Genomic DNA, 24,564 nt, shown 5'->3' on the forward strand with positions numbered 1-24,564 from the left:
AAAACGATTGTCAGGCCTCTGAGAGGGCCTTTAATCCGGCGAAGTGGAGTGGCGCCACTGTCTCGATCATCTCCAGAAGATAGGTGACGTTCTTCTGGGTCTCTGCGACCAGCGCCGGATCGAACGCTTTTCCGGTGTGGTGGGAGAGGTCATTCGCAAATTTGTAGATCGCCGTCTTCTTATGCTGGTCGAAAGCCGTCTCCTCGAGCTTCTGGTAGAGGCTGCGGTTCGAGGGCACGTGAAAGTCGAGAAAGGTCTCGAGAACCTTTCTGGCAATATTCGGAACATGGTAGCAGCCCATGATCGTTCCGTCGGACCTGAAGCTATAAAGCACCTTGAACAGGTAGTGGTACTCGGTGGCATGCTCGATCAGGAGCTTGTCCAATGGGGCAAGCCGGGCCGATCGGCCATCGGCGGTCTCGGCGCAAAGCACCATGCAATAGCTTTTGGTAATCGCCCTCGGCGTGCTCTTCATCCAATTCAGCAGCAGCCGCAGGAACTCGTAATTGTGCGTCATGATAAAGAGCTGTTTGGCGCCTTGGGTCTCATTCTTCAGGAACGAGAATGCCTGGTAGATAGCTGACGCGTCGAGGCTTGAGATCGGGTCATCCACAACGACCACGCCTTGCGCGAGATCGAAATGTTGGTCCCGGAGCTGGACGAGAAAATAGAGGAACGCGATCGCAGTCCTTTCACCCTCGCTCAAGCGCTTGGCCGGCTTACCGCGCCGCAGCACACGATAGCCGTCGCCTCCTGACTCGAAGCGTAGATCGGTCCGTCCGAGGAACTGCACCAGGTGGGTCGTCAGGTCTTCGCCCCCGGCATGCGCGCTTGAGACCTTGGCCTGCTTTTCCCGGATCGAGGCTTCCAAGGCTTCCAGTCCCCGCGTGTCCTCCAACGCCGCACCGCCCGTCCTGAGCAGTCCGATTTCGGCCTGAAAGCCCGCAAGCTGCGCGTCGAGCTGCTGGACCTGATCGTGGATGGAGGCCAGATAATGGGCCTCCACCGCCGCTCTGGACTCCTCGCGTGCTTTCCCGAAATCCTCGGTCTTCGCATCATGCCGCCCCGCGATCGTCACCAGCGCGTCAAGCGCTACGCGGCAAGGCTCGACGTCGACTGCAAGGTCGACTCGGTAGGCCTCGGTCCGCCGCGTCAGCTTCTCCAGCAGAGCGGCGGAGACCATCTCCAACTGCGACAGAACGTCCTCGATCGCTCGATCGCGGCGCTCGCTCGCCTCCGTCCAAGCGTCGCGCAGCTCGGAATAGAGTGCTGCCGTTTCCCGGGTGGGAAAGCGCTGCAGTGCCGCCGCCGTTCTCTGCAGGTCAGCCTGCTCCGCTGCGATCTCACCCTTCAAGATCTGATCTTCGTCACTGAAGTGGCGGGCGAGCGCCTCGTAGCGTTCCGCCGGCGTGAGCTGATCGCAATATTCGCATCGTCTCCGGTCGTGTGCGGCATGAAGGTGGAACCCCGCTTCGACCCATGTCGAGATATCGGGATTTTTTGCCAGGCGATTGATGACCGCCGCGTGCGTTGAGCGAGCGATCAGCGTCTCCGCGCGCGCGCCGGCTGCCGCAACATGTGCCAGCAGCTCCACAACTTCACCGTCGGCTGACCTCATCTCCGGCGGATGCAACTCACCGATCGGTGGCATCGCCTCCTGCCGAATGGTCGCGCGGTGCTGCTCCAGCGCGGTCGCCGCCAGCGGGACATGCGCCTTCAGCTTCGTATAGGCCGTCTGTGCATCCGGCTTTCGATAGCTTCGGAGAGATGATCCGCTGGTCGCCTCGCCAATGGTCTTGGCAATGGCGGAGAACAATTTGCCCCTCTCGTTCTCCGTTTTCGTCACCGTGGCATCGAGCTCATCGAGCTTCCGGATACGATGATCGCGCGTGGCGATCTCGACCTCCAACTCGGCCGCTATCTCCTTGTTCTCTTCGCCGAGTATCAGAATATGACGCAACGGACCGTCGAGCCGGCCTATATTCGCTTCCACGAAGTCGCTGTTGAACACCCGCACCCGGTGTCCATAGCTGGTGCCTCGGACGAGGGCGCCGGAGGGCGTCTCGATCGTGTAGTCGAGATCGGGATGGTCGGCGTGCTGTCCCGCCTCGAGGCAGCCGAGCAGTCGCGAGAGCGTGGTCTTGCCGGCGCCGTTCTCGCCGTAGATGACGTTGTAGCGGCCGAACGACGGCAGATCCGCCACAGCCGCGTAATTGTCGAATACGCCCAGACCTCTGATCTTCTTGATTTGCGTCAGCATCACGCGCCTCCGCTGACCGCGATAGCAGCGGCTCGACCGGCCAGCGAGGGCATCTTGCGCGACGCCTCTCGATGCCGTGCAGCGCAGCGCTTGAACGTCAGCGGCGATAAGCGTCCGACCGCGACCGTCCGCGTCCGTTTCCCGCGTAGGTAGGAGCTCGGCTCAATGGCAAGGTGGGGTGGAAAGCGGAATGGCCGGCTTGGAGCGAAATTCAGACGATGCCGCCGTCTGTTCAGCCGCGTTCAGGTCTGACCAGTCGCGACCAGACAGACGATGCTGGCCCATTGTTGCCGCCCTTAATTCGTCGGGCAGGCCAGCCGATTGATTGTTCCTTTCGCCAGCCGCGCCAGTTCGGCGCGCGCGGCATCCATGTCCGCGCGGAAGTCGGCCTTGGCGTGGAGCTGGCTGACGATTACCGCGCCGGACATATAGCCGGCCTCCACCGCACTGCGGCTGTGCGAACCGCAGATGTAGCGGCTCTCGCCATATTCGCGGCCGCGGCGAAGGATCTCGGTGGCGCGGTCGGGGAGGAGTTCGGCGAGGATCAGCGCGGTCAGCCAGCCGTTGCTGGTGTGGCCGGAGGGGTAATCGCCATTGCCGGCGAGGTGATCGGTCTTCGCCTCGCAGATGTCGCCGGGCTGGTTGAGGTACGGGCGGCGGACGGCGAAGGTGGATTTGGCGTGGCCGACCATATTATCGCCGCCGAGCCGGGCGAAGATGCGGGCGAGCGCGGGTGCCTTCTTCGCGTCGAGCGTCATGCCCATCGCGCAGGCGTACACGGTGTAGCGATCGTCGGTGACGTCGCTGGTCGCCATCTTCCAGCGCGGGGTGCTGGCGAGGGCGCGGGTGGTTGTGAAGGTGGTGCGGTCGTCCTGGTTGCGCGCGTCGCCGTCCTTGGGCGGGGGCGGCAGGATCTTCGTGAGATCGGGCACCTTCGCGCCCGCAAGGTACGGCGTCGGGGCCTTGTCGGCGGCGATCAGCGCGAGGGGGAGGGCGAGGAGGGCGATACGCATTACTTGGACTCCAGATCGCCGCAGGGCTGCGGGTGGCGGACGGGGTTGCAGCGGGCGGTGAGGCCCTCGGGCTTGGTTACGACATAGCCGCCTTCGAACCGTGGATCGGGCCAGAGGTAGTCGGTCGACACGTACTGCGCGCCGCCCGAGAGCGCGGCGTCGCGCGGGGTAGTGTTGTTGGCGCGGGCCTCGACGGTGTTGGCGTCGGCGCGGGTGCGGACGAGATAGTTCGCCTTCACCGCGGCGCGGATGCGGTCGGCCTGTTTTACGGGATCGTTGAGCGTGAGATAGGCGGCGGCGGGAGAATTCTCGTCGGTGTTGATGAAGAACACCCGGCCTTCGAGCGACTTGCGCTTGCCGCGATAGACCGCGACCTTGGCGGGCGGCTCGTCGAGCGCGAAGAGGAATTTGCCGCGCGATGCCTTCAGCGTCGGCCAGTTGTTCGCCAGCACCGCCTCGCGCAATGTGGGGTAGCGGCCCTGCACGTCGTCGGGCGTCACCAGCTTCTTCGGGCCGAGGATGCTGCGGATTTCGGCGTCGAGCGCATCATAGGCTGCCTCATTGAACGGCAATGCGTCGATGCCGCCGTCTTTCGCGTTCATGCCGTCCTTGGCGTTGAACATCAGCAGGATCGGCACGTGGCGCGGGTGTTTCGCGGACCAGTCGCGGATGATCGTCAGGCATTCGGTGAGCAGGACGCAGCTCGACGAATTGTCGATGCCGGGAATGTGCAGCACCTTGAAGCCGGGTTTCGCCAGCCGCGGATCGGTGGAGCCGGCGGCGTAATGCCCGCCCTTGGGATCGTAATTCACGTCGATTTCCAGCTGACGCGCGCCCGCGTCGAGCTGCTCCACCAGCGGGCGGTGGCCGTAGTCGAGCGCGTCGGCCATCTGCGGCGCGGCGGCGCGGACCTTCGCCATCGTCTCGGCGGGCATCGGCAATTTGTAGCTGTTGTGCGTGCCGATCACCGCGATGTCGTTGAGGCGCAGCGTGTCGTCGGGGGCGGCGATCGCGGCGGAGGTAGCGGCGAGGCTCAGCGCGAGCGCGAGCGTGGTTTTGAGATGCGACATGCGCGCGGCTGGTGGCGGGGAAACGTTGCGGAGGCGTGACAGTGGCCCGCTGTCACGCAGGCTTCACGAACCGCCCATAGGTCGCCCCTCAACACGGAGTGCGGGGGCAGTGTTGGGCAGCGAGGCGGGCTATCGTAGCGAGATCGGCGGCGTTCGCGCTGGCGAATCGGCGATGGCGCTCGACTTTCCCGATGCCGCGCTGACGCAGGCGTTGCGCGGGTTCGTCCACGGGCGGCTCGGCGGCTGGCATGCCGATGGTGACGATCTGGTGCAGGAGACGTTCCTGCGGCTGCTCGGCTATCAGGCGGCCTCGCGCGTCAACGACGTGAAGGCGATGTGCTTCGCGATCGCGCGCAACCTGCTGCTCGATCACCATCGCGCCGCGCGGCACCGCGCCCATGTCGAGCTGGACGAGGCGATGGTGTGCCCGATGCCGCTGGCGGACCGCGTGCTGGCCTATCGCCGCGCGGTGGAGGTGATGGTGGAAGCGCTCGACCGGATGCCGCCGCTGCGCCGCGAAATCTTCCTGCGCAAGCGGTTGGACGGGCTGACCACCGCCGAGATCGCGGGGGCGACCGACATGAGCCTCGCGGCGGTGGAGAAGCATGTCGTGCGGGCGTTTGCCGATCTGCGAAATGCGCTGGCGAAGCGCGGATTCACGATGGCGGACGGGGCATGAACCGCGCCGCCGTTGCCGAGCCGGTCGAGCCGGCTGCGCTAACCGATGCGTTGCAGGCGGCAGCCTCGCGCTACGGGCGGCTGTCCGACGAGCAGATTCGCGCGATGCGGCGGCGCAGGCGCACCGCGGTGACGATGGCGGCTTCCGCGACTGGCGCGCTCGCACTGGCGTTCGTGGGGGCGGACTGGCTGAAGCCTGCGCCGATTGCGCCTGCGGTGTGGGAGCGGACGCTCGCGACGCGGGCGGGCGAGATGGGGACGCTGCGGCTGGCGGATGGCTCGACGGTGAAGCTGAGCGGGGCGACGAAAGTGCGCGTGCGGTACGCGGGGAACCAGCGGAGCGCGCAATTGCTCGCGGGGCAGGCGTATTTCGATGTGGCGCATGATCCGTCGCGGCCGTTCACCGTGCGCGCCGGGGCGAGCGAGACGCGCGTGCTGGGCACGGCGTTCGACCTCGATCTGACGCGGCGGCAGGTGGCGCTGGCGGTGTATCGCGGGGCGGTGGGGTTCGATCCGGTCGATCCCGCGCGCAAGCCCAAGGGCGTCGTGGTGCGCGCGGGGTATCGCAGCAATATTGCGGGCGGTGTGGCCGCCGCGCCGGTGCGGTTCGATCCCGAGCTGCCCGACTGGCGGCAGGGGTGGATCGATACCGCCGGGATGCGGCTCGATGACCTTGCGGAGATGCTCGACCGGCAGGGGAATGTGCGGATCGCGACGCCGCGGGAGCCGCTGGCGTCCACGCGGGTGTTCGGGCGCTTCCGGACGGATAATCCGCGACAGTTGCTGGGCGCGATGGGCGAGGGGTTCGGGTTCAGGGTGCGGGATGCGGGGGATCGGCTGACGCTGGAGCCGGCTGGGTGATGTTCCCCACCCTTACTTCCCCGGCGAAGGCCGGGGCCCAGTTGGGAAGGTTGCAGTAACGGAGCGCAGCGTTCTCCAATGAGCGTCCCCCAATTGGGCCCCGGCCTTCGCCGGGGAACAGAAATCAAAAAAACTTTGTCCGGATCGCCCAGCCCCGCCCGTCTTCCGCACGGTGGCGCACCGGGAGCGCCAGAATGGGGAACATTCGACATGAAGCGTTTTCACGGGGCATCGGCACTCACCCTCGCATTGGTGGCGCTCGCCGCGCCGGCTGCGGCGCAGGCACGGCCGGCCAGCGACCTCTCCTTCGCGATCCCTGCGGGCGATCTCGCGGGCGCGCTGTCGCGCTATTCGAGCGTCACCGGCAAGCAGGTCGTCGCCGCGCCGGCATTGGTCGCGGGGCGCAAGACGCAGGGCGTCAGCGGTCGCCATTCGGCGGATCAGGCGCTCGCGATCCTGCTGCGCGCGACCGGGCTGCGCTCGGTGGAGAGCAACGGCGTGCTCGTGTTGCGCGCCGACGCCGTCCGCGCGGCGAAGCGCGTTGCCGAAGCCGCACCCGCCCCTGAGCCGGTGCCCGCGCAGATGGCCGCCGCTCCGATCACGGAGGACGGCGGCGACGATATCGTCGTCACCGGGTTTCGCGAGAGCCTCCTCGCCGCGCAGGATCTGAAGCGCCGCGCGGTCGGCACTGAGGACAACATCCTCGCCTCCGACATCGCCGCCTTTCCCGATCTGAACCTCGCCGAAGCGCTCCAGCGCGTTCCGGGCGTGGCGATCACGCGCGACACCGGCGAGGGTCGCCAGATCGCATTGCGCGGCCTCGGCGCGGATTTCACCCGCACGCAGCTCAACGGCATGGAAGTGCTCGGCAACACCGCCTCGGGCATGGACAATCGCGGCAACGTCAGCCGCACGCGCGGGTTCGATTTCAGCCTGTTCGCCTCCGAACTGTTCAACCGCGTGACGGTGCAGAAGAGCTATGCCGCCAATCAGGACGAGGGCGGGATCGCCGGCACCGTCGGCCTCTTCACCGCCAAGCCGTTCGACTATGCGGGTGCGAAGTTCGTCGTCTCGGCCAAGGCGCAGCATAACACCAACACCACCGGCGTGACGCCGCGCATCGTCGCGCTCGTGTCGCAGCGGCAGGGCGACTTCGGGGCGTTGCTGTCGGTTGCGTACTCGAAGATCCGCAACAACGAGTTCGGCTATCGCAACTGGAACTGGGGCAAGGTCACCTATGGCGCGAACAATATCGGGCCGGAGATCGACGCGAACACCCGCGCGCTGCTGCGCGGCGGCACCATTTTCGCCCCGCAGGCGCAATCGCCCTCGACCTGGTACACCGATCGCGAGCGCATCGGCGTCACCGCGGCGCTGCAATATCACCCCGGCGATAACTTCAAGCTGGACGTGGACCTGCTCTACGGGCGGCTTGCCGACAATCGCGACGACTGGGCGATCGCGACCGGCGGCTATAACGCGCTGACCGGCAATGTCAGCGGTACGCAGGTGATCCGCTCGGCGACGATCGAGGGCAATTCGCTCGTCGCGGCGAGCTACACCGGCGTCGACCAGCGCACCGAGCATCACACCGTCGTCAACAGCAACGATTTCTATCAGGCGATCGCGAACGCCACCTGGACGCCGACCGACCGGCTGAAGATCACCGCGCTGGCCGGCTATCAGAAGTCGAATTTCGTGCAGCCGACGTTTGACAAGATCTTCATGCAGGCGCGCAATACCGGCTTCAGTTACGACATGCGGCCGACGATGCCGGTCAACAGCTATGCGTTCGACCTGACCAACCCCGCCGCCTGGAACGTGCAGCGGCTGGTGACGCAGGAGAATGCGATCAAGTCCGATTACACCAACGGGCAGCTGACCGCGATCTACGACCTCACGCCGATCCTGAAGCTGGAGCTGAGCGGCGAGTTCAAGCGCTTCACCAACAGCGGCTATCAGTATCTGACCAACATCTTCTACGGCACCGCCGCGACCAGCGACCGATCGGTGCCGGATTCGATGAAGTACGTGATCAACCGCGACAGCCTGATCCCGTATATCGGCGGCGATGTCGATGCGATCTACCAGTTGCTCGGCAACAACCGGAACCTCACGCGCGCGAACCTGACCGCGGGCAGCGACTTCCGTATCGTCGAGAAGACCTGGGCCGGCTTCGCGCAATTCGATCTCGACACATACGTCGGCTCGATGAAGCTGCGCGGCAATGCGGGCGTGCGCTATTACCACACCGCGCTCACCTCCAGCGGGTCGCTCGCCACCGCCACCAACGGCGTGACCACGCTGGAGCCGGTGACCGTCGAGACGACCAGCAGCGACTGGCTGCCCGCGCTGAACGTGGCGCTGGACCTGCGCCCGGATCTGGTCGCGCGCGTGTCGGCCAGCCGCAACGTCAACCGGCCGGGCCTGCCGCAGCTCGCTGCCGCGGGCACGCTGACGGTCGCGCCGTTCGGCGGCACTGTCTCGGTTGGCAACCCCTATCTCCAGCCGTATCGCGCGACGATGGCCGAGGCGGGGCTGGAATATTACCCGAGCCGCCACGGCTTCGTCTCGGCCGGGTTCTTCTGGAAGGATATCGAGAGCAACATCACCTCGGAGACGTCGCAGGTGCCGTATAGCGCCACCGGCTTCCCCGTGTCGCTGCTGCTGCCGGGTCAGGACGGCACCACGCCCTACAACTACACCCGCCCGATCAACGGCGACGGCGCGAGCATCCGCGGCGTCGAGCTGGCGGTGCAGCACGACTTCACCTTCCTGCCCGAGCCGTTCAACCACTTCGGCGTGAACGCCAACGGCACTTGGATCGATGGCGACCAGAATGCGATCTACAACGGCGTGAGCGAGCGTATTCCGCTGTTCGACCTGTCGAAATGGGCGGCTAATGCGACGCTGTACTTCGAGACGGTAAAGTTCGGTGCGCGCATCTCGACCGCCTATCGCGACAAGTATCTGACCGGCGCGGGCGGCAACGCCAATATCGGCACCGGCATCCGCGCGACCAACAATGTCGACTTCCAGATCCGCTACAGCCCGACGCCGAACCTGCGCTTCGTGGTGGAGGGGATCAACATCACCAACCAGTCGATCGAGCAGTTCACCGACATCGTCGCCGACCGGACGCTGGTGAACACCAACAGCGGCCGGATCTTCACCTTCGGCGTCACCACCAGCTTCTGATCGCCTCCGGGCGGTCGAACCAACCCCACCCCCGCGCCACCGACCGGCGCGGGGCCGGGAGAGTGCTGCGTACATTTCGACACATCACGGGTGATGGTATGACTATCAAGCTTTCATGGCGCGTCGCCGCCGCTGCCGCGCTGATCGCGCCGGCCGCACCGGCCATGGCGCAGGGCTGGCCTGCCCCGGTGGCGCCGCTGCCCGAACTGGCCACCGCGATCGACAAGAAGTTCCAGCCGGCGATCGATTTCGACACCGACGTATGCTTCAACGTGCCGGCGGTGAATGCGTCGGGCGCGACCAGCCCGGCCGCCTCCACCTATATGACGAACCCGCCGGCCACCTGCCGCACCGGCAGCTATCGCACGAAGAGCAACGTCTATTCGCGCAGCCGCTGCAACAACGGCTATTGTGCGCGGGTGTACAGCTATTTCTGGCAGTCCGATTTCTCGCACGCGTTCGACTGGGAGACGATCATCGTCTGGACGACGGCAGCGGGCATCGACAGCCAGATCGTCGGCGTGTCGCGCGGCGACCATGGCGACTGGGATACGCGCAAGACGAGCGGCGGCCAGCTGCGCTTCCTTGAGGATGGCACCGGCAAGCATGTGAAGGTGGTGTTCCACTACGAGACCTGGGGCTTCTCGCACCTGTTCCGCTTCGCCAAGACCAACGGCGGGGACGAGCCGCCCGAGAACGGCACCGGCAAGTGGCTGGTCCAGCCGCTGGTGAGCTGGAACGGCTATCCCTCGCTCGCCGTGCGCAATGCGATCGTGAACGGCAATTTCGGCGGCGCGAACTTCGAGGTGAAGGACGCGCGCTTCGCCAACACGCTGGCCAAGGCCAACCAGAGCAATGTCGCGCCGGGGTTCAATCCGAACCTCGACAGCGGCGTGAACTCGCCGGGCTGCCCGGTCGGCTCGACGATCTGCTGAATGACGCCGCCCCGCGTTGCCTCAGGGTGGCGCGGGGCGGGTTATGTTCGATGGAGGATCGCATGCCCGCACTGCGCCCGTTCGCACTGGGCTTCGTCGCACTGGCGCTGGTTGGGGCAATCGGCTGGTTCACGCAAGCCGGCGATGCAGCCGACACACCGGAGACCGGGATCGCGGTCGTCGCCGCCGCCCCTGCCGCGCCGCATCGCGCTCCCCCCTCCCCTGCCCCCAGTCCGACCGCATCGCCGCGCGACGCCGCGCTCGCTGAAATCCGCGCCACCTATCCGCTGCTCCGCGACCCCGTGCTGTCCTGCGACGCCATGCGTTGCGCTCTCACCGGCCTGATCCTGCCGCCGACCGATCAGGCCTATCTCGACAAGCGGCAGGAAATGCTGCTCGGCGGCCTCGCCGCGATCCTTGCGGCGCATGGCTATCGCACGGAGGGACCGGTGAAGCTCGACGAGATCGATAGCAACACTTTCCGCCTGCGTGCGGAAATCCCGCGCGTTACGCCGCCTGCGGCCCCGGCCGCTTAGGGTCCACTACGAAGCGGGCTAGCGTCGCGACATTGCCGTCCGGACGGTCCACCTGATCGATCACCTTCACCTCGGCGTGCCAGTGGCCCGGCGTGACCGTGTAAAGCTGGTAGCCGCGCTGGTTGTTGAGCAGTTGCACGTTGGGATTGTGGTCCAGCGTCTCCAGTTCGCCGGGGTAGCGAGGGCCGCCGGTGCCGTTGGAGGAGATCGAGGTGGCGAGGAATTCGCTGGCGATCGCGGGGCTGGTGGGATCGGCGAGGTCTGTAGTGACGGAACCGACGATATGCTGGTGGATGTCGCCGCTGCCGACGACCACGTTGGTTAGCTTGCGCGCGCGGATGCTGTCGACCAGCCGCTGGCGGGCGAGGGAGTAGCCGCCCCAATTGTCCTTGCCGATGATCGGCGTGGTGGTGCCGTCCTTGCGCGCGTCATAGGGCATCATCAGCACCTGCTGGGCGATGAAATTCCAGCGCGTGTCGCTGGCGAGGCCGTGGTCGAACCATGCTTCCTGCGCCGTGCCGAGCATCGTGCGGCCGGGCTGGTCGATGGGGATGCAGGCGTCGAGCTCGGCGCGGGTCATGCCGGGAGCCTCGCATAGCTGGTCGCTGCGGTGGGAGCGGGTGTCGAGGACATGCATGCGCAGCAGGGTGCCGTAATCGAGCCGGCGGTACATCGCGCCTTTGCCGGGGCGCTGCGCGCGGCGGACGGGGACGTGCTCATACCAGGCCTGGAGCGCGGCGGCTTTGCGACGGGCGAAGACCTCGGGCGGGCTGCCGTCCTTGTCGAACGCGCCGGCCCAATTGTCGTCGATCTCGTGATCGTCGAACGACATGATGAAGGCGGCGGCGGCGTGCGCCGCCTGAAGGTCGGGGTCAGCTTTGTACAGTTCGTAGCGCTGGCGGTAGTCGGCGAGCGTATAGGGCTCGGTCGCGGGGTGGCGGCGCGGGGTGGCGCGGCCTTTGCTGGGCTGTTCGTAGATATAGTCGCCATAGTGGAAGATGGCGTCGAGATCGGATTCGCGCGCGAGATGGGCGAAGGCGGTGAAATAGCCAGCCTCGTAATTCTGGCAGCCGGCCGAGGCGATGCGGACGCGATCGGGGGTGGTGCCGGGGGCCGGCGCGGTGCGCGCGGTGCCGACCGGGCTCGGGTCCGCGCCGGGGACGATGAAGCGATACCAGTACGGGCGGTGCGGGCGCAGGCCGGTCACCTCGACATGGACCGAATGGGCGAGGCTGGCGTCGGCGATCGCACTGCCGTGGCGGGCGATGGTGCGGAACTTGGGGTCTTCGGCGATTTCCCAACGTACGGCCACGTCCGCCGCGGGCATCCCGCCATCGGGGGTGCCGGGTTCGGGCAGGAGGCGGGTCCACAGGACGAAGCCGTCGGGGGCTGGGTCGCCGGCGGCGACGCCTAGGGTGAAGGGATAATGCGCGAAGCGCGGTGCGGCGAGCAGGCGGGCGGGTTCGAGCGCGCCCGCGAGCGACAGGCCGATCCCGGCGCGGAGCAGCCCGCGGCGATCGAATTTCACGTTACCCATCTTCACCCTCCGCATCAGCCGGCGAAGGGAAGACGGGCGAGGCGGCGGTAACCAGACAATCGGCTCGTCTCAGTCGTGCGCCGCCTCGTTGGACGTGATCACGATTTCCTCGCCGTTGCGGCGCACCTCCGCGCCATAAGCCGCGCGGATCGCGCCGAGTACGCGGTCGGGGTCGGAGATGCGGAAGCGGCCGCTCACGCGGCGGTCGGCCAGCGCGGGGTCGGCGAAGCGGATCGGCTGGTCGGCGTAGCGCCGCACCTTGTCCACCAGCACGCCCATCGGCACGTCGGATGCCTCGAACCAGCCCGAGCGCCAGTCCGGCGCGCGATGCTGGGTGAGGTCGAAGGCGGCGGGCTTGGCGGCGAGGCGATCGGCGACGACGCGTGCGCCCTGGCCCATGCGCAGCACGACCTGCTCGCCATGCGCGGAGTCGAGCGACACCGCGCCGCGATAGACCTGCACGGTGATGCGATCGTCGGCCTGCCGGTCGACGTTGAAGGCGGTGCCGAGCACGCGCACGTCGGTGCTGCCGCTGTGGACGGTGAAGGGGCGATCGGCCTCGTGGTGGATGTCGAAAAAGGCCTCGCCTTGTGCCAGCGTCGCATCACGCCGCCATGGCAGCAGGCGGACGCGCAGTTCGGCGTCGCCGCTCAGGTCGACGCGCGAGCCGTCCGCCAGCGTCACGGAGCGGCCCGCGCCATGCCCGGCGCGATAGGTGGTGGTGAGCAGCGCGGGCGTCGCCAGCCCGATCGCGACGAGCGCGGCGCAGGCGGCCATCGCATAGCGCGCCGGGCGGAAGCGGCGCACCAGCGGCGCGGCGACGGTGCGCGGCGGGGTGGCGACGGCGTGCGCGCGCAACGCCTCGGCCAGCGCGTCGGAATGCCATAGCGCCTGCATGTCGGCGAAATCGTCGCGGTGGCGCGCGTCGGCGTCCATCCAGCGGTCGAACGCCGCGCCGGCAGCCGTGTCCATCGCGGGCTGGTCGAGCCGGTGGACCCAGGTCGCGGCATCGTCGGCCGCGTGGCGGTCGCGCGTCATGCCTCGTCCCCCGTGGCGAGGGCGCGATGGAGGTCTGCGAGGCCCCGCGTGATATGTTTTTCGACCGCTTTCAGGCTCAACTCCAGATCATTCGCTATCGCCGCGCAGCTCTGGCCGTGCAGCCGCCGCCGCACGACCACCTCGCGCCGCAGCGGCGGCATCGCCGCCAGCGCCGCCTGCAAGACGACAAGTTCCTGCCGACCCGCCACCACCCGATCGGGCAAGGGCGAGTCGCTCGGCTGCTGTTCCTCGGGCTCGCCCGCATAGCGCCGATCGCGGCGATGATGATCGACCAGCAGATTGGCGGCAATGCGAAAGCCCAGAGCATAGACGCTGACGGGCCGCCGATCCCGACATTGCTGGACGAGCCGCGACAAAGTTTCCTGCACCACGTCCTCGACCAGATCGGCGCGGTTGGTGCGCGCGCGCGCATAGCGGCCGAGCGCCGTGCCGAGCGCCGCCCAATCCTCCTCGGGCGGCGCGTCGGCGCGATCGTCGAACTGGAGCAGCGACATGGTTACGGGCGAATCCGGTACGGAATGGCGCGCCAGCTAGGGGCTGTTCGTTACAGATTGAGGACGAAAATCGGCGGAATTGCGCGAAAATCGGAGGGCGGAAGGTTCACGAATCTGTAACAACAAAATCGTGTCGGGTTATTGCTTCCCCGGCCGTCTGCTCCCCGAAACCAGCATAATTTCCGGGGGTCACCAATGTTCGCCGCACGTCGCTTCGCGTCCCTGCTGCTCTGTTCCGCTGCGGTCTCGGCCGTATCCCTGCCGGCCGCCGCGCAGGTTCAGCGGCAATATGATTTCGATCTGCCCGCGCAGCCGATGGGCGATGCGCTCGTCATCTTCTCGCGCATCACCGGGCTGCAGGTGGCGACCTCGCCAACGGTGGTCGACGGGCTTCGCAGTGGTGCGCTGCACGGCCGGATGAGCGCCGCCGAGGCGTTGCAGCGGATGACCGCCGGGGGCGTCGTCAGCGCGCGGATCGTGGGCGATACGGTGACGATCGACCGCCGCCTGAGCGCCACCGACGCGCCGACCGCCGCGCCGGAACTGGCCGAAGCGTCGGGTGCGGACGATATCGTCGTCACCGGCTATCGCGAGAGCCTCGCGCGGGCCGAGCAATTGAAGCGCGCCGCGGTCGGCACGACCGACGTGATCCTCGCGCAGGACATCGCCGCCTTTCCCGACCAGAATCTGGCGGAATCGCTCCAGCGCATCCCCGGCGTCGCGATCACGCGCGACAGCGGCGAGGGGCGGCAGATTTCGCTGCGCGGGCTCGGCCCCGATTTCACCCGCACTCAGCTAAACGGCATGGAGGTGCTGACCAACACCTCCTCGGGGCTGGACAGCCGCGGCACGGTGAGCCGCAACCGCTCGTTCGACTACAGCATCTTCGCCTCGGAGCTGTTCAACCGCGTGACGGTGGAGAAGTCCTATGCGGCTGAGCAGGACGAGGGCGGCATCGGCGGCACGGTGGGGCTGCGCGCGGCCAAGCCGTTCGATTATACGAAGAACACGTTGGTGGTCTCCGCCAAGGGGCAGGTGAACCAATATACCAAGAAGCTGACGCCGCGGCTGGTGGGCCTCGCTTCGGGGCGCTGGGGCGATGTCGGCGCGCTGGTCTCGGTGGCCTATTCCAAGGCCGATACGATCGAATGGGGCTATCGCAACTGGAACTGGTCGCAGATCAATTTCGGCGCGGTCAATGTCGGGCCGAATATTCCCGCGGACGTGCGCGCGACGCTGGTCGGCGCCACGGGTGCCAATCGCGTATGGAACAGCCGCGCGCAGACCTATGCCACCTGGTATAACCAGCGCGAGCGGCTGGGCATTTCCTCGGCGTTCCAATATCATCCCGGTGATCGCACCGACGTGACGCTGGACGTGCTCTACGGGCGGCTGCGCAACCAGCGCGAGACCAATGCGCTAGGCGCGGCGGGGACCAACAACGTCTCGTCGAACGACATTCGCGGTACGCAGCGACTGACCGCTGTGACGATCGACCGGTTCAACAGCATCACGTCAGCATCGTTTTCGGGTGTCGATATGCGCTCCGAGGCACGCGACACCGGCGACCAGACCGATTTCTGGCAGGTGGCGCTGAACGCCCGCACCGAAATCACCGATCGCCTGAGCGCCACGGCGCTGGCGGGCTGGTCGAAGTCGGTGTTCAACTCCAGCTACGATCAGGCGTTCATGGAGGCGACGGGGCAGAGCTACACCTTTTCCAACCTCGATACCGACGAGCCGCGCAACACCTATGGTTTCGACGTGAGCGACGCCTCCTATTGGGATCCGATGCAGGCGCAGAGCCAGGCGAACCGGATCGCGAGCGAATTCTACAATGCCAAGGGCGAACTGGCCTGGGCGTTCGGCGGCGGATCGACGCTGAAGGCGGGTGCGGCGTTCAAGCAGTTCACCAACTCGGCGTGGGAGCGCCGCAAGACGTTCAACTTCAACCGCGCCACCGCGCCCGACGTGCCGACCCGGCTGACGGCGTACAGCAGCTTCACGCCCTATGTGCTGGCCGACATAGACGGCGCGTATCAGGTGCTGGGGCTCGACAATACGCTCACCGCCGCCAACATCACCACCGGCAGCGACTTTCGGCTGCGCGAGCGGAGCTGGACCGGCTTCGTGCAATATGATCTGAACACGAACATCGGCACCGTGGGCGTGCGCGCCAATGCGGGCCTGCGCTACTATCGCACGAACCTGCTTTCCGAGGGCAATGCGCTGGTCGGCGCGACGCTGTCACCGGTGAGCATCAGCAGCGATTATGACGGGTTTCTGCCCGCGGCGAACGTCGCGTTCGATCTCACCCGCTCCTTGGTGTTTCGCATCAATGCCAACCGCAATCTGAGCCGCCCGGCGCTGAACGACATGCGCGCTGCCGCTTCGATCTCGGTTGCGAATTTCGGCGGCACGATCAGCGCGGGCAATCCGAACCTCGCGCCGTTCATCGCGGATTCGCTGGATGCCTCGCTCGAATATTATGACGGCAAGCGCGGCTCGCTGGCCATCGGCGTGTTCTACAAGAAGATGAAGTCGTTCATCACCACCGAGACGACCCCGGTGCCCTACAACACCACGGGCTTCCCCACCTCGCTGCTGCTGCCGGGACAGGATCCGTCGATCGTCTATAATTACACCCGCCCGGTGAACGGCGAGGGGGCGAACATCAAGGGGATCGAGATCGCGGGCAAGCGCGATTTCGACTTCCTGCCGGGGTTCCTGAGCCATCTCGGCGCGTTGGGTAACCTGACGCTGGCGGACGGCAGCACCGACGTGAGCTATTCGGGCGTGCCGATCACCTTGCCGCTGACGGCGCTGTCGAAACTATCGACCAATGCGACGCTGTATTTCGACACCGATCGCTTCGGCATCCGCGGCTCGGTCGCGACGCGCAGCCGCTATCGTGGCGGCAGCGGGGGTAACGGCAATATCGGCGAATTCTTCGCGCCGCAGACCAATTACGACGCCTCGGCCTATTTCAACCTCACCGAGCAGCTGAAGTTCACGCTGGAGGCGCTGAACATCAGCGACCAGCGGATCGTGCAATATGCCGATCGCGATGCCCGGCGGATGATGACGAATACGGTGAGCGGGCGGACGATCCTGTTCGGCGCGACGATGCGCTTCTGAGGTGATGAGGGCGTCGGCATGGAAACGAGCCGACGCCTTATTGTCAGGCGAAGTGAACGAGCGTCTGGTTTTGGGACACGGCCGAGGACCCCTGAATGGCCGACTATGGGTCATTCTGACGATCGGCGTATGTCGGTGATAATAACGCCCACGTCAGCGCTCGCGAGGTCCGCGTCCGTCGTGAACAGCTCAGCGCCTAAGTCCAAGGCGAGCGCCAGACAGGCTCGATCACCCATCGACAGGCCCAGCGGCTTGGTCGCCGACCTCAGGTCGCCGATGGTCATGGCCTGAGAAGGCGACAACGGCCGAACGTCCAGGTGTAGGCCGCCCAGCGCCTCTCGAACTTCCTCCAACGACAGGCCGCGCTCGCGCAGCTTGGATACGACCTCTGCGAGGTTGGTCGTGCCCAGCACGGACCGCGTCAGGACGCCGATCACCTTGTCGGCACCGGCCTCGTCGTTGAGCAGGCAGAGCAGCGCGGATGCGTCAAGGACGACCTTGCTACTCACGCTCGGCCTCGCGGCGCCGGTCGGCAATCAGTTCATCGGCCAAGCCTGTCCCTTCGGGTATGTGCTTGCGCAGGATGGCGCGGGCACGCTCGATGGCCCGCGTCACCGACCGTACCCGAAGCTCCCCGTTGTCGACGTCGACTAGAACGGTGTCACCTGTGCCAATCCCGAGCTGACGCCTCATCGATGCCGGGATGACCAGTTTGCCACCGTCCACAATCTTAACCCGCTGCGCTTCCACCTGCACCAGTCCTGCTCGTGTGACCTAATCAGTCACCTACGTACCAGAATAGATGCAGAGCTGCCATCGCTAGATGATCATGTTCGATCAAAGCAAGCAACGGCGAGCACGCCTGCACCAAACCCGTTCATCTCGGTCGAAAACGGCTACGCAGAGCCGGCCTGCTTAGCTAGGCGCGACAGACCCGGTCCTTGCTTATCGGAGCCGGTGCCGGCAGAGGTGGCGCTTACGGGTATATGTAGATTGGCCATGACGAACGACAGCACACCCGTCCCGATCCGCGCCGCGCGCGTGTACCTTCGCGTCAGCACCGAAGAGCAGGATCTTACCCGACAGGAGGCGATCGTCGCAGGTGCCCGATCAGCGGGCTATTACGTGGCGGCAGTGTACCGCGAAAAAGCTTCCGGCGCGCGGCCCGACCGGCCGGAGCTGCTTCGAATGATTGCCGATCTCCAGCCCGGGGAAGTGGTGGTCGCCGAAAAGATCGACCGGATCAGCCGTCTCCCGCTCGCCGAGGCGGAGCTGCTGGTGGCGACGATCCGGGCAAAGGGCGCGCGCCTCGCGGTGCCGGGCATCGTCGACCTTACCGATCTGGTCGCCGACAGCGCCGGCGTCGCCCGAATCGTTTTGGAAGCCGTGCAGGAAATGCTGCTGCGCGTAGCGCTTCAGACCGCGCGCGACGATTACGAGACCCGACGAGAGCGCCAGCGCGAGGGCATCGAGATCGCTAAGCGGGCAGGGCGGTATACCGGGCGCAAGCCCGACCTAGCTCATCACCGTCGGATCATCAGCATGCGCGAAGCAGGCATGAGCATCGCCAGGACAGCGGAGCTGGCGGGGTGCAGCGTTGCGCAAGTCAAGCGCGTGACGGCGATGCACCGCGCAAAGGCGATCGCGGCCGGCCAGCCCCCCGCTGACCCGTAAGCAGCCCCCCGATCATGGGATTCGCGCGATCGACGTGACGATCCTAACGGATCGGCGCCAGCGTGTTTATACCGGCGTCGGCATCTGTTTCGGGAGGCGGCGGGGCTGCCCCGAGATCGCGGTAGGAAGGAAGGTCCGGTGCATCGCCGGGCACGGGCTGCGCTTCCAGCCTCGCGATCATGCGCTTCATTTCGGCGATCTCGCGGACCTGGGCGTCGATGATGCCATCGGCAAGCCGTCGTACTTGGGGGTCGCGGATGTGAGCGCGCTCGCTGGTCATGATTGCGATGGAATGATGTGGGATCATCGCCTTCATGTATGCGACGTCTCCAACCGTCTCCTGACTACGTACCAGCCACAGCGCCCCTGCGAAAACGAGCGCAGCGCCGGCGACGATCCCGATGTTGGCGCGTCGGTTCGGATACATGCCCCACATGAAGCCGATCATGATTACGGCCATGACCGCGCCCATAACGACGGCCATCCACGTCCGTGTCTGGCTGAATTCGACGTGGCTGATCGCATAGGTGTTGAGGTACATGAGGCCGAACATCACAACGGTGGAGGTCGCGATCATCGCGGCGAACCGCCAATAGCTCATGCCGCGCATCTGCTTGTCGTCCATGGTTCCTCTCCCTGCCAGACGATTGCACTTCAACGCTCTACCCTTCCGCCGGCGCCCCGACGAACACCGCGACCAGGCAGATCAGCCCGATCAGCACGAAGCCGACGCGCTGCGCCCTGGTGGCGCTGCGGTGCCGCAGCGACACCATCACCGCCAACGCGCACTGGAGCCCATAAAACAGGGCAAAGGCGCGGGATGACAGGGCCACGACTTCGAACGGGTCAGTCAGCCAGACCACCAGCACCGCCAGCGCCCCCGCCACCGTGAAGGCCAGCGGCACGCTGATCCGGCGCCGCGACACCTCGTTGACGAGCCCGCCCGAGCCGATCGAATCCGCCACGGCCGCGCTCAGCTGGCTGGACACCGCGCCGGCGAGCACGAAGATGCCGAGGGCCGGCGCAATCAGCTCCATGATGTCGAGGATGCCCGCCACCCCTTCGGTCGCCGCGGCGCGTGACAGGAAGGGGGTGAGCAGGGCGATGAAGGCGAGGTAGATTGCCGAGGCGATCCACTGAGCATGCCGCATGGTGCGGATCCGGAGGCCGGCCGGATAATCATGGCCGAGATAGCGCGAGGTCTCGAAGCCCTGCACGGTGATGATGAGGCCGAGCAGCATGGGGATGCTGGCAAAGGACATGCGCACCGGGGGCAGGGGATCGACAATGCCGCGGCGCGCCCAGGCGATCGCTAGCGCCACCAGCAAACCGGCGATGATCCCGATTTTCACCGACACGGTGCCGTGGGCGAGATGCTCGACCCGGCGCAGGCTGCCACCCAGCGCCAGCAGCGTCATCAGCCCGATGATGACGGTGACGATCACGTTTGCCGCCCATGGTTGCCAAGCGGGCTCGATCGCGATCGGCTTGAGCGAGAACTCGGCGAGCAGCTTCAGATAATAGGCGACGGACACGGCATAAGCGAGGGCGAGCACCCCTTGGGTGATGCGGGCCGTCCAAGCGATCCGGTCGTGGAAGTGGGCGCTGGCAAGGTGATCCTCGACATGGAGGATGTTGAAGCGGATTACCCAGCCGGCCGCATAAGCGATGGCCAGCAGCGCGGCCATGGCGAGGATCGCCGCGCTCCCAAATTCGCGCGCGAGCAGCGGGCCGCAGATAAGGAAGCCGGAACCAATGATCGAGGCGAGCGGCGTCACCGTCGCCCGCCAGCTGTCGCTGCGCGCGAACCGTCCAAAGGTGAGCGCCAAGGTGACGGCGAGCGCCACGACGAGCGCGATGGCGACGATCATGCACTTCCCCCCATCCAGGCCTGCCCATCGCGCAGCCTGCGCTTGTGATCCGGTTCGGCCAGCGCGCGCAGCAGTACATCGGCCCGCGCCAGCACGGCATCGCGGCTGGCGCCCACCAGCGCGCGATCGGCGAGATCGCGGAACGCGCGTGTCTGACCGCGCAGCACGCCGAGCCTGGCCGGCGCGTCGCAACCGAGCGCGACGTCGCCCAGCGCCGCGATGAAGCGCTTGCCCGCCAGCGCATCGGCACTGGCATATTGCGCGAGCGCGCCGAAGGCACGGTCGACGAAGCCTGCAAAGGAGACCGGGTGCGCGATCACCCGCAGCGTGCCGTCCTCGTCCGCGCGCAGCCGCGAGGGCAAGTCGCGCCGCGCGAGATCGGCCAGCGCGGCGCCCAGCCAGTCGAGGCACGAATTGGCGGTGAACGGATCGTTGACCCCGGGCGACAGCGCACGCGCTGCAATCTCGACCAGCTCGTCGATGAGAAACCGCAAGTCCTGCAAGGCGGTGCGGCGCGCGCCGACGGCGAAGGCGTCGCGCAGCTTCGCTTCCGCATCGTCATCTAGCGCCTCGGGCGGAGAAGCCTCCAGAAGCACGCTGCCGCGGTGCACGAAATCGCCCGCCTGATATTGCAGGCGGAGGATGGTCCCGCGGTCGCCCGCCACCTCCATGATCGCGCCGGCGTCGATCAGCTGGACATAGCCCGTCTTCTCTGCGCGCACGCCGGCCCGCTTGGCAGCGTCGGCAGCGGTTGCGTCGGCGCAGAAAGCCAAGATGACGCGATCGTCGTCCGCATCGTCGTCGAGCGGCTCGCCGAGGCAGATCGGGAAGCGGCTGTCGATCTCCGCCAGCAGCCGGTCGCCGATCCGCTCGATCACGCTGTTGATATGGATGCGGCTGGGCACGTGATGGATGAAGTAGATCAACACCGCGATGGAGCAGAGCACCAGCAGCACGCCGACCAGCACCGCGAGCTGGGGCACGAAGCCCGGCTCTCCAGGTGTCTCGCCTGGGGAGCGGATCGTGCGCACCACGACGAGCGAGTAGAGGAACGTCGCAATGAAGGTGCCGAGCGTAACCTGATTGCCACGATCGGACATGAAGTTGCTGAGCAGGCGCGGTCCGTACTGGCCGGAGGCATAGACCACGGCCGCGATGGTTACGGAGAAGGTCGTGCCCGCCACCCCGATCATCGACCCGCCGATCGAAGACAAGAGGCTGCGAGCTCCATCCGGCCGGGCCGCATAGAGCCAAGGCAGGCGGTCCATCCAGCCTGTCGCGTGGTGGCTGTCGAGCCAGATCATCGCCGCGGCGAGTAGCAGCGCCGCTAGCGCCATGATCGTGGGAACGAACCAGTAGCTCTCGCTCAGCGTGTTGGCGAAGCGGGTGAGCCGGGCTCTCACGTCCGCGCCTCTCGCGCGGTCAGGTGCTCCAGCACGCGCTTGATAGTGCCGCCCTGACCAATCACTGAGAACAGCACCACCACATAGGTGGCGGCGAGGATGACGCTGCGCGCCGGCCCATCCGGCAGGCCGAGCGCGAGTGCGATCGAGATTCCGCCGCGCAGGCCGCCCCAGATCAGCGTCACCGGTGCAATAAGCCCGTAACGATGCGTCGGCCGGATCGCGCGCAAGGGGAGCACGACCGACAGCGCGCGGCAGGCAAGCGCCAGCGGAATGGCGGCCAAGCCGAGCACGAGCAGGCGCAGGTCGCCCGGGATTGTGACCACCTCCAGCCCGATCAGCAGGAACAGCACGGTATTCAAGATATCGTCGATCAGGTCCCAAAATTTGTGGAGATAATCACGGGTGGTCTCACTCATTGCATGCGCGACGCCAGCATTACCGATGATGAGACCCGCCACGGCCATAGCCACCGGTCCGCTGGCATGGAGCGGGCGGGCGACTGCATATCCGCCCATCACCACGGCGAGGCTGATCAGCACCTCGACCTTGTACTCGTCGATCGAGCGCATCGCGCGAAACGCGATCCATCCGATCGCGAGCCCAAGCGCGACGCCGCCCCCGGCTTCAACCGCGAACAGCTCGGCCGCATGCGCGATCGAGAAGGGTTCGCCGGACATGGCGGAGGACAGCAGAATGGTGAAGATCACCACCCCCACGCCATCGTTGAACAGGCTCTCGCCGGCGACCGTCGCTTCCAGCGCAGGCGAGACGTTGGCGCGCTTGAGGACGCCCATGACCGAAACCGGATCGGTCGGGCTGATGAGCGCGCCGAAAACGAAGCACCAGATTGCGGGCAGTTCGAAGCCGACCAGGCGCGAGAGAAACAGGAAACCGCTGCCGACCAGCACCGTCGAGAGTGCCACCCCGATGGTGCTGAGGACCAAGATGGGCCAGCGACCGCGGGCCATCTCCTGCCAATCGACGTGCAGCGCGCCGGCGAAGAGCAGGAACGACAACATGCCCTCCATCAGCGTTGTATGGAAATCGATGCCCGCGATGAAGCCGACGATGTCGTGGCCGAGCCCGGCACCCGGAAAGAGGCCGTCCAGCCCGACGACGATCAGCGATGCGATCGCGCCCATGATGGTGAGGCCGATGGAGGAGGGCAGCTTGAGGAAACGGTAGTTGAGATAGCCGAGCGCCGCCGCCAGCACGATCAGGATCGCCGCAGCATCAAACGGCGTGAGCGCAAGACCGCCAATCATGGTGCGGGCACCGAGACACCGGTCAGCAGCGCGAAGCGCTGCCCGGCAGAGGGCGCCGCAATCGCGGCCAGGCCGTTCGCCTTCAGCACGGCGGCGATCGCCAGCGCACGGCGCTGCGACAGATTGGGCCGGTCGGGCGGCGTTCCGGGCGGAAGGCCGGGCACGCCGAGCGCCGGCATGTTCCAGCGGCGGGCAGCCCAGGCAGACGTCAGCACAGCGCTTTGCGCAGCGGCGTCGAGCGTATCGACATTATCGGCGAATGCGATCTCCGGCAGAGGGGTCTGGGGCGGTACGATCACGACCGACCAGCCCTCCGTCTCGGCTGCGGCGCGGGCCTCAAGCGTGCGATAGGTAGCGACGGTGGCTCCGGGCAGGACGGCGGCAGCTGCTGTCGCACGCCGGTGATCGCGGTCGATCGTCACGTCATCGGCCGAAACGCCTGTTACAAGAGCGATCATCTTGCTCAGCGCGGTCATGCGCTGCGCCTCCTGACCGGCCATATCCCCGGCCTGCCGCAACTCTTCGCGCTGCGCTTCCAGGGCACCTGCGCCCGCCTCGAGCAGGATCTGATCGAGATTGAGCCGGATCGGCCGTCCGAGCTTCTCCTGCAGCGCCGCCTGGAGCGCGGGCGTCTTCTGCATGGAGCCGCGCGGCGTGATAACCACGGCGCGGACGAGCAGCGGGGCGGCCGCGAAGTCGAGGTCGAGCTGGGTGACGCGCGCCTTCTCCCCGAAGCGTTCGTTTAGCAGCGCGCGTGTCTGCGACACGGCAAGGGCTTCGCGGCCGATGCGGTTGAGCGAGATGCCGAGCGGCACCGCCATCGCCACGAACACGAGGATCAGGACTAGCGTCTGCGCCCAGCTCTGACGTCGGGAGAGATGGTGCCCGAAGCCGTAGAAGCGCGCCATCGCCGTAGCCGAAAGCGCGATGGTGATGAAGTTGGTGATGAACAGGGCCAGCGCCCCGGCGCCTACCGGAACGTTGCGGGTGGCAAGGCCATAGCCGACGACCGCGAGCGGCGGCATCAGCGCGGTCGCGATCGCGACGCCCACGATCGTCTCGCCCCGCCCGCGGATGATTGCGAAGGTGCCGGCCAGCGCGGCGAACAGTGCGACCACCAGGTCAAAGAGGTTGGGACGCGTACGCGCGACGATCTCCGCCGTGGGCGCCTGCAAGGGGGAGAACAGCACGATAAGCGCCGTGAAGGCGACCGCCGCACCCGCGCCGATCGCCAGCGCCTTCAGCGAGCGGCGCAGCTCTGCGAAATCGAACAGCGCCAGGCTGAAGCCGAAACCCAGGATCGGGCTCATCAGCGGCGAAATTAACATCGCGCCGATCACAACGGCGGGGGAGGAAAGCAGCAGCCCAAGCACCGCGATGCCTGCCGACATCATGGTCATGAAGGCGAAGCGCGCGGACCAGCCGCTATCCTCCACGATGCGGGCCACCACAGCTTCGTGATCGACGCGGCCAACAATCGAACGCCGCCACCAGCGATACAGCGTAAGCTGTGCCAACCGCGTGGTCAGATCCGAGGTGCTTCCGAGTGCTTCAGCCATGGTGCGGTCT

General features: G+C 66.5%; 20 protein-coding genes. 7 read left to right on the top strand and 13 right to left on the bottom strand.

Translation table 11 applies throughout. From position 1 onward, the window contains the following. Positions 1-10 precede the first annotated feature (10 nt). The 3 genes from DVW87_RS15770 to DVW87_RS15780 form a co-directional block, all read right to left on the bottom strand. Positions 11-2,260, bottom strand: coding sequence for an AAA family ATPase (locus DVW87_RS15770; RefSeq protein ID WP_114688799.1), 2,250 nt, complete (start codon positions 2,258-2,260; stop codon positions 11-13). Positions 2,261-2,556: 296 nt separating this feature from the next. Further along, positions 2,557-3,273 (bottom strand): acid phosphatase, encoded by a 717-nt coding sequence (locus DVW87_RS15775; RefSeq protein WP_114688800.1) that lies wholly within the window; start codon positions 3,271-3,273, stop codon positions 2,557-2,559. Continuing rightward, complete coding sequence (locus tag DVW87_RS15780) at positions 3,273-4,343, bottom strand: phosphatidylinositol-specific phospholipase C1-like protein (protein ID WP_114688801.1); 1,071 nt, start codon at positions 4,341-4,343, stop codon at positions 3,273-3,275. Before DVW87_RS15780 ends, DVW87_RS15775 begins: the two co-directional genes overlap by 1 nt. A 109-nt stretch (positions 4,344-4,452) precedes the next feature. Here DVW87_RS15780 and DVW87_RS15785 point away from each other — a divergent pair, with 109 nt between their 5' ends. The 5 genes from DVW87_RS15785 (at position 4,453) to DVW87_RS15805 (ending at position 10,551) form a co-directional block, all read left to right on the top strand. Further along, a complete protein-coding gene (locus DVW87_RS15785; RefSeq protein WP_181814871.1) occupies positions 4,453-5,022 on the top strand; it encodes an RNA polymerase sigma factor in 570 nt (189 codons plus the stop codon). After that, complete coding sequence (locus DVW87_RS15790; protein ID WP_114688803.1) at positions 5,019-5,882, top strand: FecR family protein; 864 nt, start codon at positions 5,019-5,021, stop codon at positions 5,880-5,882. The genes DVW87_RS15785 and DVW87_RS15790 overlap by 4 nt, the downstream gene beginning before the upstream one ends. A 210-nt stretch (positions 5,883-6,092) precedes the next feature. Further along, a complete protein-coding gene (locus tag DVW87_RS15795) occupies positions 6,093-9,080 on the top strand; it encodes a TonB-dependent receptor (RefSeq protein WP_114688804.1) in 2,988 nt (995 codons plus the stop codon). A 98-nt stretch (positions 9,081-9,178) separates the two neighbouring features. After that, entirely contained in the window at positions 9,179-10,015 is an 837-nt protein-coding gene (locus DVW87_RS15800) for an NPP1 family protein (RefSeq protein WP_114688805.1), read from the top strand. A gap of 62 nt (positions 10,016-10,077) precedes the next feature. Next, positions 10,078-10,551, top strand: a complete 474-nt coding sequence (locus DVW87_RS15805; protein ID WP_147276290.1) for a hypothetical protein — start codon at positions 10,078-10,080, stop codon at positions 10,549-10,551. Here the strand turns inward: DVW87_RS15805 and DVW87_RS15810 are convergent. The 3 genes from DVW87_RS15810 to DVW87_RS15820 all read right to left on the bottom strand — a co-directional run bounded on the left by DVW87_RS15810 (position 10,523) and on the right by DVW87_RS15820 (position 13,641). Further along, positions 10,523-12,088, bottom strand: a complete 1,566-nt coding sequence (locus tag DVW87_RS15810) for an alkaline phosphatase D family protein (RefSeq protein ID WP_181814872.1) — start codon at positions 12,086-12,088, stop codon at positions 10,523-10,525. The two genes, DVW87_RS15805 and DVW87_RS15810, sit on opposite strands and share 29 nt — an antisense overlap. Positions 12,089-12,157: 69 nt before the next feature. Further along, positions 12,158-13,126 (bottom strand): FecR family protein, encoded by a 969-nt coding sequence (locus DVW87_RS15815; protein ID WP_114688808.1) that lies wholly within the window; start codon positions 13,124-13,126, stop codon positions 12,158-12,160. Continuing rightward, positions 13,123-13,641 (bottom strand): RNA polymerase sigma factor, encoded by a 519-nt coding sequence (locus DVW87_RS15820; protein ID WP_114688809.1) that lies wholly within the window; start codon positions 13,639-13,641, stop codon positions 13,123-13,125. The genes DVW87_RS15815 and DVW87_RS15820 overlap by 4 nt, the downstream gene beginning before the upstream one ends. Positions 13,642-13,836: 195 nt before the next feature. On the opposite strand from DVW87_RS15820, the gene DVW87_RS15825 reads away from it, so the two are divergent. Continuing rightward, positions 13,837-16,779, top strand: coding sequence for a TonB-dependent receptor (locus tag DVW87_RS15825; RefSeq protein ID WP_114688810.1), 2,943 nt, complete (start codon positions 13,837-13,839; stop codon positions 16,777-16,779). A gap of 110 nt (positions 16,780-16,889) precedes the next feature. Here DVW87_RS15825 and DVW87_RS15830 read toward each other — a convergent pair whose 3' ends face one another. Further along, positions 16,890-17,288, bottom strand: coding sequence for a type II toxin-antitoxin system VapC family toxin (locus tag DVW87_RS15830; protein ID WP_181814873.1), 399 nt, complete (start codon positions 17,286-17,288; stop codon positions 16,890-16,892). Next, positions 17,281-17,535 carry an AbrB/MazE/SpoVT family DNA-binding domain-containing protein gene (locus tag DVW87_RS15835; RefSeq protein WP_239017955.1) on the bottom strand — a complete coding sequence of 85 codons (255 nt, stop codon included), beginning with the start codon at positions 17,533-17,535 and terminating at the stop codon, positions 17,281-17,283. Before DVW87_RS15835 ends, DVW87_RS15830 begins: the two co-directional genes overlap by 8 nt. 201 nt (positions 17,536-17,736) lie before the next feature. Between DVW87_RS15835 and DVW87_RS15840 the strand changes: the two genes are divergently transcribed. Then, positions 17,737-18,453 carry a recombinase family protein gene (locus tag DVW87_RS15840; RefSeq protein WP_476712795.1) on the top strand — a complete coding sequence of 239 codons (717 nt, stop codon included), beginning with the start codon at positions 17,737-17,739 and terminating at the stop codon, positions 18,451-18,453. A 43-nt stretch (positions 18,454-18,496) separates the two neighbouring features. Here the strand turns inward: DVW87_RS15840 and DVW87_RS15845 are convergent, their stop codons facing one another. The 5 genes from DVW87_RS15845 to DVW87_RS15865 are packed head-to-tail and all read right to left on the bottom strand — an operon-like array spanning position 18,497 to position 24,554. After that, the gene (locus tag DVW87_RS15845) at positions 18,497-19,078 is read right to left on the bottom strand and encodes a DUF305 domain-containing protein (RefSeq protein ID WP_239017956.1); all 582 of its coding nucleotides are present in this window, start codon (positions 19,076-19,078) and stop codon (positions 18,497-18,499) included. Positions 19,079-19,115: 37 nt separating this feature from the next. After that, on the bottom strand, positions 19,116-20,324 hold the full coding sequence (locus DVW87_RS15850; protein WP_114688813.1) for a hypothetical protein: 1,209 nt from the start codon (positions 20,322-20,324) through the stop codon (positions 19,116-19,118). Continuing rightward, on the bottom strand, positions 20,321-21,727 hold the full coding sequence (locus DVW87_RS15855; RefSeq protein ID WP_114688814.1) for a DUF2254 domain-containing protein: 1,407 nt from the start codon (positions 21,725-21,727) through the stop codon (positions 20,321-20,323). Before DVW87_RS15855 ends, DVW87_RS15850 begins: the two co-directional genes overlap by 4 nt. Then, on the bottom strand, positions 21,724-22,995 hold the full coding sequence (locus tag DVW87_RS15860; protein ID WP_114688815.1) for a cation:proton antiporter: 1,272 nt from the start codon (positions 22,993-22,995) through the stop codon (positions 21,724-21,726). Before DVW87_RS15860 ends, DVW87_RS15855 begins: the two co-directional genes overlap by 4 nt. Then, positions 22,992-24,554, bottom strand: a complete 1,563-nt coding sequence (locus tag DVW87_RS15865) for a DUF389 domain-containing protein (RefSeq protein ID WP_114688816.1) — start codon at positions 24,552-24,554, stop codon at positions 22,992-22,994. The genes DVW87_RS15860 and DVW87_RS15865 overlap by 4 nt, the downstream gene beginning before the upstream one ends. Between the last annotated feature and the right edge of the window lie 10 nt (positions 24,555-24,564).

Source organism: Sphingomonas aracearum (genome assembly GCF_003345355.1).
In the GTDB taxonomy this organism is placed as follows: Bacteria; Pseudomonadota; Alphaproteobacteria; order Sphingomonadales; family Sphingomonadaceae; genus Sphingomonas; species Sphingomonas aracearum.